The organism is Curtobacterium sp. WHRI 8282 (assembly GCF_040223925.2).
Classification (GTDB): domain Bacteria; phylum Actinomycetota; class Actinomycetes; order Actinomycetales; family Microbacteriaceae; genus Curtobacterium; species Curtobacterium flaccumfaciens.
The window spans coordinates 839,413-849,626 of record NZ_JBEHCD020000002.1; the positions used below are offsets into that span (position 1 = coordinate 839,413).

At 72.4% G+C, this 10,214-nt stretch carries 8 protein-coding genes and 1 tRNA gene; 3 read left to right on the plus strand and 6 right to left on the minus strand.

The genetic code is table 11. The annotated features are described in order from the left end of the window. Window positions 1–92: 92 nt before the first annotated feature. The 6 genes from thrB to argS all read right to left on the minus strand — a co-directional run bounded on the left by thrB (window position 93) and on the right by argS (window position 7,795). Complete coding sequence (thrB, locus tag ABRP24_RS10200) at window positions 93–1,076, minus strand: homoserine kinase (protein ID WP_051596800.1); 984 nt, start codon at window positions 1,074–1,076, stop codon at window positions 93–95. 32 nt (window positions 1,077–1,108) lie between these two features. Then, the gene (gene thrC / locus ABRP24_RS10205; RefSeq protein WP_027465789.1) at window positions 1,109–2,188 is read right to left on the minus strand and encodes a threonine synthase; all 1,080 of its coding nucleotides are present in this window, start codon (window positions 2,186–2,188) and stop codon (window positions 1,109–1,111) included. 87 nt (window positions 2,189–2,275) lie between these two features. Beyond that, complete coding sequence (locus ABRP24_RS10210) at window positions 2,276–3,583, minus strand: homoserine dehydrogenase (RefSeq protein ID WP_027465790.1); 1,308 nt, start codon at window positions 3,581–3,583, stop codon at window positions 2,276–2,278. A gap of 65 nt (window positions 3,584–3,648) precedes the next feature. Then, entirely contained in the window at window positions 3,649–5,070 is a 1,422-nt protein-coding gene (lysA, locus tag ABRP24_RS10215) for a diaminopimelate decarboxylase (protein ID WP_349848705.1), read from the minus strand. 58 nt (window positions 5,071–5,128) lie between these two features. After that, complete coding sequence (locus tag ABRP24_RS10220) at window positions 5,129–5,884, minus strand: LmeA family phospholipid-binding protein (RefSeq protein WP_027465792.1); 756 nt, start codon at window positions 5,882–5,884, stop codon at window positions 5,129–5,131. A 240-nt stretch (window positions 5,885–6,124) separates the two neighbouring features. Beyond that, on the minus strand, window positions 6,125–7,795 hold the full coding sequence (argS, locus tag ABRP24_RS10225; RefSeq protein WP_056068838.1) for an arginine--tRNA ligase: 1,671 nt from the start codon (window positions 7,793–7,795) through the stop codon (window positions 6,125–6,127). 59 nt (window positions 7,796–7,854) lie between these two features. Here argS and ABRP24_RS10230 point away from each other — a divergent pair, with 59 nt between their 5' ends. The 3 genes from ABRP24_RS10230 to ABRP24_RS10240 all read left to right on the plus strand — a co-directional run bounded on the left by ABRP24_RS10230 (window position 7,855) and on the right by ABRP24_RS10240 (window position 10,193). Then, the gene (locus tag ABRP24_RS10230) at window positions 7,855–8,430 is read left to right on the plus strand and encodes a hypothetical protein (RefSeq protein WP_027465794.1); all 576 of its coding nucleotides are present in this window, start codon (window positions 7,855–7,857) and stop codon (window positions 8,428–8,430) included. 407 nt (window positions 8,431–8,837) lie between these two features. Beyond that, window positions 8,838–8,909: transfer RNA gene (locus ABRP24_RS10235), tRNA-Arg, on the plus strand. A gap of 222 nt (window positions 8,910–9,131) precedes the next feature. After that, window positions 9,132–10,193, plus strand: coding sequence for a Gfo/Idh/MocA family oxidoreductase (locus tag ABRP24_RS10240; protein WP_349848708.1), 1,062 nt, complete (start codon window positions 9,132–9,134; stop codon window positions 10,191–10,193). Window positions 10,194–10,214 lie beyond the last annotated feature (21 nt).

A 10,214-nucleotide genomic window follows, 5' to 3' on the forward strand; every position in this document is an offset into this window, starting at 1 on the left:
ATCGGGATTCGGTGATCAGAAAGAGATGCACACTCGCGCACCGGACCCTGCGACGTCGCAGGAGCTGTCCTGAGGACGAGCGATCCGTACGGTTACGCGGGTTCGGCTTCGAGCGCCGAGTGCGCTGCCACTGTAGCACCACCGAGATCGACGGCCAGCATGAGCGGCCGCCAGTCGGATTCGGCGTGTCGCTGCACCAGTTCGGCGGCGGTCAGGCGCTGTGCCGGGTCGCTGCCGAGGACGAGCAGGCTCGGCCCGGCACCGGAGACCACCGCGGCGAGGCCGTGCTGCCGGAGCAACCGGATCAGGGCGTCGGTCTCGGGCATGGCGCTGGCGCGGTACGCCTGGTGCAGACGGTCCTCGGTCGCGGCGAGCAGCAGCTCGGGGCTCTGGATGAGCGCGGCGACGAGCAGCGCCGAGCGGGAGACGTTGAACGCGGCGTCGGCGTGCGGGACCTGCTCGGGCTGCAGGGAGCGCGCGAGCTTGGTCGAGAGCGTCGAGGTCGGCACGAACACCACCGGGGCGACACCGCGGTGCACCAGGAGCCGCTTGTAGGCCGGGCCCTCGGCGGTCATCCACGCGATCGTCAGGCCGCCGAAGAGCGCCGGCGCGACGTTGTCCGGGTGGCCCTCCATCTCGGTGGCCAGGGTCAGGAGCGTCGAGGCGTCCAGGTCGACGATGCCCTCGAGCAGACCACGGGCAGCCATCAGCCCGGCGACGATCGCCGCGGCGGAGGAACCGAGACCGCGGCCGTGCGGGATCGCGTTCGTGGCGTGCAGCTCGAGTCCGGGCTGGTCGACACCGGCGTGCTCCAGGCCCCGGCGGACCGCACGGACGACGAGGTTCGTGTCGTCCGTGGCGACCTCGCCGGCACCGACGCCCTCGACGGTGACGGTCGCGCCGGGTTCGCGGCGGACGCGCACCACGACCTCGTCGTAGAGCGAGAGCGCGAGGCCGAGCGAGTCGAAGCCGGGGCCGAGGTTCGCCGACGTGGCCGGCACCCGGACGCGCACCGCCGATCCGGTCGGCAGCGCACGGACCGCCCGTCCGGCCGGTACAGCACTGCGGGCGGTCATGCCCTCACCCGGTCCGGACGAGCGGTCGGAGATCACTGCTCGCTGACCAGACCGAGCACGTCGGCGATCGACTTCGTGTCGACCGGCACGCTCGTCGGGGTGACCTCGCCGCCGTCCGGCGTGCGGAGGGCCCACTGCGGGTCCTTCAGGCCGTGGCCCGTGACCGTGATGACGACCTTCGCGCCCTTCGGCACGACACCGGCGTCGGCACGCTCGAGCAGCCCGGCGACACCGATGGCCGATGCGGGCTCGACGAACACGCCGACCTCGGCCGACAGGATGCGGTGCGCCGCGAGGATGGCCTCGTCGGTGATGGCACCGAAGTAGCCGTCGGTCTCCTGCTGCGCCTCGAGCGCGAACTGCCACGAGGCCGGGTTGCCGATGCGGATCGCCGACGCGATGGTGTCGGGGTGCCGGACGACCTCGCCGTGCACGATCGGGGCGGAACCGGCGGCCTGGAACCCGAACATGCGGGGCAGCTTCGTGCTGCGGCCGGCGGCGACGTCCTCGCGGTAGCCGCGCGAGTACGCGGTGTAGTTGCCCGCGTTGCCGACGGGCAGGAAGTGGAAGTCCGGTGCGTCACCGAGGACGTCGACGACCTCGAACGCGGCGGTCTTCTGCCCCTCGATGCGGTCGTTGTTGACGGAGTTGACGAGGTGCACCGGGTAGTTCGCCGCCAGGTCGCGGGCGATGTCGAGGCAGTCGTCGAAGTTGCCCTGCACCTGCAGCAGCTGGGCGTCGTGGGCGACGGCCTGGCTGAGCTTGCCCATGGCGATCTTGCCCTCGGGCACGAGCACCGCAGCGGTGATGCCGGCGTGCGTGGCGTACGCGGCGGCCGAGGCGCTGGTGTTGCCGGTCGAGGCGCAGATGACGGCCTTCGCGCCGTGCTCGACGGCCTTCGAGATCGCCATCGTCATGCCGCGGTCCTTGAACGAACCCGTCGGGTTCATGCCCTCGAACTTCACGTAGACCTCGGCGCCGGTGCGCTCGGAGAGCCGACGAGCCGGGATGAGCGGCGTGCCGCCCTCTCCGAGCGTGACGATGGGCGTCGCCTCGGTCACGTCGAGTCGGTCGGCGTACTCGCGCAGGACTCCCTGCCACTGGTGGGCCATCAGGCTTCTCTCTCTGTCCGGTGGGGTGGATCTGGTGGTGGTTCGGCTCGGTGAGCCTGCTGGTCGGTCTGGAGGCCCGTGGTCGCGTCAGCGACCGACGACGCGCAGGACGCTGGTGACGTCCAGGACGACGTCCTCGCCACGGAGGGCGACGACGGTGTCCGCCAGGTCGGCCTCACGCGCCAGGTGGGTGCCGATGACGAGCGTCGCGGTCCCCTCGGCTGCGCCGGTGGTGGTCTGCTCGACCGTCTCGACGCTGACGCCGTGCTTCGCGAGCACGCCGGCGACCGTCGACAGCACGCCGGGGGCGTCCGTGACGTGCAGGGTGATCTGGTAGCTCGTGCGGACGGTGCCGATCGGGAACACCGGCAGCTCGGACTGCGTCGACTCGGCGACACCCGGGCCGCCGATGACGTGCCGGCGGGCCGCGGAGACCAGGTCGCCGAGGACCGCCGAGGCCGTCTCGACGCCACCGGCACCCGCGCCGTAGAACATCAGGTCGCCGGCAGCCTCGGCCTCGACGAACACCGCGTTCTTCGCACCGTGCACGCTCGCGAGCGGGTGCGACTCGGGCACGAGGGCCGGGTAGACGCGGGCGCTGACGCCCTCGCGGCCGTCCTCGTCGGTCAAACGCTCGGCGGTCGCCAGGATCTTCACGACGTAGCCGGCCTTGCGGGCGGCGCGGACCTGGTCGATCGTGACGTGGGTGATGCCCTCGCGGTGCACGGCGGCGAGCGGCACCGAGGTGTGGAACGCCAGCGAGGCCAGGATCGCGGCCTTCTGCGCGGCGTCGTAGCCCTCGACGTCGGCGGTCGGGTCGGCCTCGGCGTACCCGAGCTCCGTCGCGGTGGCCAGGGCGTCCTCGAACGTGGAGCCCTTGCGGTCCATCAGGTCGAGGATGAAGTTCGTGGTGCCGTTGACGATGCCCATGATCCGGACGATGCGGTCACCGGCGAGCGAGTCGTGCAGCGGACGGATGATCGGGATCGCCCCGGCCACGGCGGCTTCGTAGTAGAGCTGCGCGCCGACCTGCTCGGCCGCGGCGAAGAGCTCCGGGCCGTGGGTCGCGAGCAGCGCCTTGTTGCCGGTGACGACGTCCGCGCCGGACTGCAGGGCCTGGAGCACGAGGGTGCGCGCCGGCTCGATGCCGCCGATGAGCTCGACGACGATGTCCGCGCCGAGGATGAGCGATGCAGCGTCCGTGGTGAAGAGCTCCGCCGGCAGATCGACGTCGCGCTGCGCGTCCACGTCGCGCACGGCGATCCCGACCAGCTCCAGCCCAGCACCGGCGCGCGAGGCCAGCTCGTCGCCGTGCTCGAGGAGCAGTCGCGCGACCTGGGAACCGACCGAGCCGGCCCCGAGCAGCGCGACACGGACGTTGCGGTATTCGATCATCTGGTAGCGGTTCCTGTCGGTGGGGGTGCGCCCTGCGGGGTGGGCGGACCCGGTCGGGTCGGGGGTCAGCGGCCGGTGCCGTCGGCGGGCGCGGCGGCGACCCCGGTGTCACGGGCGAGGAGGTCGTCGATCGTCTCGCCCCGCACGAGGATACGGGCTGCGCCGTCCGCGACGGCGACGACCGGCGGGCGGCCCACGTGGTTGTAGTTGCTCGACAGCGCCCAGCAGTAGGCACCGGTGGCCGCGACGGCCAGCACGTCGCCGCGCTGCACGTCGCCGGGCAGGTACTCGTCGTCCACCACGACGTCGCCGCTCTCGCAGTGCTTGCCGACGACGCGGCTCAGCACCGGCGGGGCGTCGGAGGTGCGGGCGAGCCGGGCCGTGTAGTCGGCGCCGTACAGGGCGGGACGGATGTTGTCGCTCATCCCGCCGTCGACCGAGACGTACGTGCGGGTCGCGCTGCCGCCGTCGTCGGTCTCGAGCGTGACCGGCTTGACCGTGCCGACGCGGTAGAGCGTCACCCCGGGCGGGCCGATGATGTAGCGGCCCGGCTCGACGGCGATGTCCGGCACCGGGATGCCGCGCTCGGCGCAGGCCTCGCCGATGATCGTGGCCAGTGCGTCGGCGACGTCCTCGGGGGCGAAGGCCGAGTCGGCCTCCGTGTAGTCGATCCCCCAGCCGCCGCCGAGGTTCAGCTCGGGCACCGGACCGGAGGCCACGAGCGTCGCGTGCACGTCCATCAGTCGGCGTGCGGCCTCGCGGAAGCCGGCGTCGTCGAAGATCTGCGAACCGATGTGCGAGTGCAGCCCGACGAAGGCGAGCGAGGGCTCGGCGCGGACGGCTGCCGCGGCCTCGACGGCCTCGGACAGCGGGATGCCGAACTTCTGGTCCTCGCGAGCGGTCGCCAGGTACTCGTGGGTGGACGCGTGCACGCCGGTGTTGATCCGGATGCGGACGCGCTGCACGACCCCGGCGTCGGCGGCGGCACGGGCGACTCGCTGCACCTCTTCGTGGCTGTCGAGCACGATCGTGCCGATGCCGACCTCGACCGCGCGGGTGATCTCGGCGTCGGACTTGTCGTTGCCGTGGAAGCCGAGCCGGCCGGGGTCGATGCCGCCGGCCAGGGCGACCGCGAGCTCACCGGCGGTGCAGACGTCCACGCGCAGGTCGGCCTCGGCCATCCACGCGACGACCTGCGTCGTCAGGAAGGCCTTGCCGGCGTAGTAGACGTGCGCGTGGCTGCCGATGCGCTCGAACGCCTCGGCGAACGCGTTCCGCACGCGGACGGCGCGGGACTGGACGTCACGCTCGTCGACGACGTACAGGGGCGTGCCGAACTGCGCGACCAGGTCCGTCGCGCTGATGCCGCCGATCGCCAGGGTGCCGTCGTCGGTCCGCGTCGCGGACGCGGGCCAGATGCGGTCCACCAGTTCGGAGGCGTCCGTCGGGAACCGCAGCCGCGGCGGTGCAAGGGGGTTCTCGCTCACGGGACCCGATCCTACCGACGCGAGCCGTTTCTCCAGGCCGCGTTACGCACCCGTCCGCTCAGCCGCAGCTGCCGACGGTCCGCAGGCCGTCCTCGTTGAGCGGCAGCGCATCCGCGGTGATCCGGACCGTCGCGTCCGACTTCGACACGTCGAGCGAGCGCACCCGCAGCGCCTCGGGCAGGAACTGCGCGGTGCAGACCTGCACCGGGACACCGGTGACGCCCGGGATCGAGTCGACCTTGAGGCCGAGGTCGGAGTTCGTGATCCGGACGCTCTCCGGGGTGATGGTGATGCCGCGGCCGTCGTCCTGCGCGACGACGGCCCCCTTGGCGGCGTAGGTGATGTCGTAGCCGAGCACCGACGACGACCCCGTGAGTTCGACGCCGCCGTCGACCAGGTTCAGCCGGTCGAACAGCGGGCTGTACTTCGCCAGGTCCTTGACGCTCGACGACGCCAGGGTGACCGTGCCGTCGACGTCGCGGACGTCACCCTTGCCGTCCACCGGGACGTCCTGCGCGGTGACGTCGGCGGCGAGCGGGATGCCGTCGACCGTGAGCTTCGCCGAGGAGATCTCGACGCGGTCGAGGGTGCCGCTGATGAGCTGCGGGATGACGATGCCCTCGGCGTGGGCGTCGACCTCGCCGGTCGTGCCGTCCGGCAGCGACTGCTCGACCTGCTGGGCGATGATCCGGTCGACGACGCCGCGCAGCACGAACTCGGCGATCACGACGAGGGCGGCGAGCACGACGACGACCACGAGCAGGACGACGGGCCAGCGGCGGCGCGTGGTGGGGCGTTCGGTTGCTGCGGGCATGCGTCCTACCCTGCCAGTCCGTCCCGGCAGCCTGCCTGGAGCCCCGGTGCGCGTCCGGCGCAGCGGCTCCGTCGGATGGGCGGTCGCCGTGCACAACCGGCGGATGGGCGGTCGCCGTGCACGACCGGCGGATGGGCGGTCGCCGTGCACAACCAAAGTGAGCCCGAACTGCGCGACTGCGTGGTTCGGGCTCACTTTGGTTGTGCGGACAGCGGCGGCGCCGCTGCCGGCGTCACGCCGCTACATGCGGGACGGCGCCGACACGCCGAGCAGGCCGAGACCGTTCCGGACGACCTGCCCGGTGGCGTCGTTCAGCCACAGGCGCGTGCGGTGCAGGTCGGTCACGGGCTCGTCGCCGAGGGGCGTGACACGGCAGGAGTCGTACCAGCGGTGGTACAGGCCGGCCAGCTGCTCGATGTACCGCGCGATGCGGTGCGGCTCGCGCAGCTCGGCGGCGTGCCGGACCACCCGCGGGTACTCGGCGAGGGCTCCGAGGAGCGCGCTCTCGGACTCGTGGGTCAGCAGCGACGCGTCGAACACGGACCGGTCGACCCCGGCCGCCGCGGCGTTCCGGGCCACCGACTGCGTGCGGGCGTGGGCGTACTGCACGTAGAAGACGGGGTTGTCGTTCGTGCGCTTGGTGAGCAGGTCGAGGTCGATGTCGATCGCGGTGTCGCTGGCGAACCGGACCAGGGCGTACCGGCCGGCGTCGACACCCACGGCGTCGACGAGGTCCTCCATCGTGACGATGGTGCCGTTGCGCTTCGACATGCGCATCGGCTCGCCGTCCTTGAGCAGGTTGACCATCTGCCCGATCAGGATCTCGAGGTTCTTGCCCGGCTCGTCCCCGAACGCGGCGCACATCGCCATCATCCGGCCGACGTAGCCGTGGTGGTCGGCGCCGAGCATGATCAGGTTCCGCTCGAACCCGCGCTCGCGCTTGTCGAGGTAGTACGCCAGGTCGCCGGCGATGTACGCGGGCTCGCCGTCCGACTTGATGACGACGCGGTCGCGGTCGTCGCCGAAGTCGGTCGTGCGGAGCCACTCGGCCCCCTCGGCCTCGTACATCACGCCGGCCGACCGCAGTCGGGCGATGGCACGCTCGACGGCCTTCGACTCGTGCAGGGCGTTCTCGTGGAAGTAGACGTCGAAGTCGACGCCGAAGTCGTGCAGCGACGACTTGATGTCCGCGAACATGAAGTCGACGCCCTCGCGACGGAAGAGCTCCTGCGCCTCGTCGCGCGGCAGGTCGCGGACGTCGATGCCCGGCTCGAGGGTCGCGATGACCCGTGCGGCGATCTCGGCGATGTAGGCGCCGCCGTAGCCGTCCTCGGGCGTCGGCTCACCGAGTGCGCTGGCGACGAGGGAGCGGGCGAACCGGTCGATCTGCGCGCCGTGGTCGTTGAAGTAGTACTCGCGGGTGACGAGTCCGCCCTGCGCCTGGAACACGCGGGCCAGGCTGTCGCCGACTGCGGCCCAGCGGACGCCGCCCATGTGGATCGGGCCGGTGGGGTTGGCGGAGACGAACTCCAGGTTGATCCGGACGCCGTCGTACAGGTCGCCGGTGCCGAAGGACTCGCCACCGTCCACGATGGTGCGCGCGATCTCACCCGCGGCGGCGGCCTCGAGCGTGATGTTGATGAAGCCGGGGCCGGCGACGTCGACCGAGTCCACGCCGTCGAGCTCGGTCAGCTCGCCGGCGATCTCGGTCGCGAGCTCGCGCGGGTTCGTGCCGAGCCGCTTCGCGAGCTGCATGGCGGCGTTCGAGGCCCAGTCGCCGTGGGCGCGGTTCTTCGGACGCTCGAGCACCACGTGGGACTCCTCGATCGTCACGGTCTCGGACGCGCCTCGGCGCTCGACGATCCCGGTCAGGATCGACAGGTACGCGGCGGAGAGTTCGGCAGGAGTCACGAGGACCGATCCTACCGGGACGCCCAGGTCCGCACCGGTCGATGCAGCATCATGTCGGGATGACCCCCCGCAGCCGTGCCCGGGCGCTCACCGTCGCCACGCTCACCACCGCAGCAGCCGTCGTGCTCGCCGGCTGCTCGGGCGGCGGCGACAGCACCCCGTCGGCCACCGCCACCCCGGCGGGCAAGCCGGTGTCCGAGACCTGCGCGGAGCTCCTGCCGACCAGCGCGCTGTCGGTGTACGGGCAGACCTTCGAGCTCGACGACTCCTTCACCCCCGCGAAGGGCTCCCCCGCTGCGACCATCGCGAAGCAGCAGGGTCGCGTGTGCCGGTTCGTCAGCACCGACGCGGACGCCACGGCGATCACGCTCGCGGTCGCCGACCTGCCTGAGAAGTCGCTCACCAACCTGAAGGACGCCCTGTACGAGCGGGGCGGGTCCGTCCCCACCTACCGCGTGGAGGGGTACTTCGCCCTGAGCGGCGACGTCGGCCGCGCGGACGCCTTCGCTGACCCGTACTGGATCACCGCGCAGTCGACGCTGTTCACCGAACCGGGCGGGGCGCAGCCCGTCGTCGACGCGGTGCGGGCAGCGCTGCAGCCGTCCGCGTCGGCCACGGCCACGCCCGCGGGCTGACCCGTGGTGCGGCCGCGCACGGTGCGAGGCCGCCGTCCGGTGCGAGGTTGCGCACGTGGTGCGCGGCTCGCAACGCCGCACGGGACACGGAACCTCGCACCGGATCGCGACGCTCACACGGTGCGGACGGGAGGCCCGTGGCGGGCCCGCACCGCGCCTCCAGCCCGGCGGCGGCCACGCACGGTGCGAGGGCGCCGTCCGGTGCGAGGTTGCGCACGTGGAGCGCTGCTTGCAACGCCGCACGGGACACGGAACCTCGCACGGAAACGCGACCGACGCACGGTGCGGACGGGAGGCCCGTGGCGGGCCCGCACCGCGCCTCCAGGCCGCCCGTCGTGACGTCCACGGCGCGACACGCGCTGTCCAGGACCACCCGCCGGACCTGCTACGGTTGTTGACACCCCTCGGCCCCCATAGCTCAGGGGATAGAGCACTGCCCTCCGGAGGCAGGGGCGGAGGTTCGAATCCTCCTGGGGGCACAGTCACATTTCCGCGCAAGCAGCTGTCTTCGCTTCGCTCAGTCAGCTGCGCGCGATGTCGCCTGCGGCGACCTTTCCCCGTTGAGACTCCTCCGGGTTCGTCGCCGGTCTCGTGGCTGGGTGCCTCGACGGTGAGCAGCAGGACCGACCCCGTGCTCCTCGAGGGTGAGCAGCAGGACGGACCGCGCGGCGAGCAACGGGCCCGCCCGGTAGCGTTCGGGCATGACCATGACGTTCCCGGTGCCCGGAGTCCACGCACTGCGGGGCGGATCCGTGCTCCGGTGGGGTGTGATCGGCCCCGGGGAGATCGCGAACGACTTCACCGCGACGCTGCACGCAAACTCCGACCAGCGCGTGGTCGCCGTGGGGTCCCGCTCCCCCGAGCGTGCCGCGGCCTTCGCCACCCGCCACGGTGTGCCCGGTGTGCACGGGTCGTACGAGGCCCTCGTGGCGGACCCGTCCGTCGACGTGGTCTACGTCGCCTCGCCGCACCCGCAGCACCTCGGGCACGCACTGCTCGCGATCGCCGCCGGCAAGCACGTGCTCGTCGAGAAGCCGATGACGACCTCGGCGGCGGACACGCGCACCCTCGCCGACGCCGCCCGGGCCGCGGGCGTCCTCGCGATGGAGGCGATGTGGACCCGGTACCTGCCGGGCACGACCGTCGTCGCCCGTCTGCTCGCGGACGGGATCCTGGGCGACGTCCGGCTCGCGACGGTCGACGTCGGGTGGCCGCACGACCCGGACCCGGCGGACCGGATGTTCGACCCCGCCGCAGGTGGGGGTGCCCTCCTCGACGCCGGTGTGTACGGGCACTGGTTCGCACGGTTCGCCACCGGCGCCCCGGTGACCAGCAGCACGACGGGGGCGGTCTCGGATCGCGGGGTCGACCTCCAGTCCGTCACCGTGTCGACGGCGGGCGGTGGCGCGCAGGCGGTGGTGGCCACGTCGATGACGGCGTGGACGCCGGGGCTGGCGGTCGTCGCCGGCAGCCGGGCCACGGTTCGGTACACCGACCACTTCGTGTTCCCGGCGTCGTTCGCGGTGCACCACCCGGGCGGGGAGGACCACTGGGCGGAGCCGACCGGGCTGCAGGGGCGACAGGGGCTCGTGTGGCAGGCCGCGGCGCTCGCGCAGTACGTGGCGGACGGCCGCACGGAGTCGCCGCTGCACTCGCTCGACGACTCGATCGGGATCGCCACGGCGCTCGACGCGGCACGTGCGGCGCTCGAGGTGACCGGTGCGGCACCGTCCGTTCCCGAGCAGGACACCTCGACCCTCTAGGATCACGGGCCGGTCGTCCCG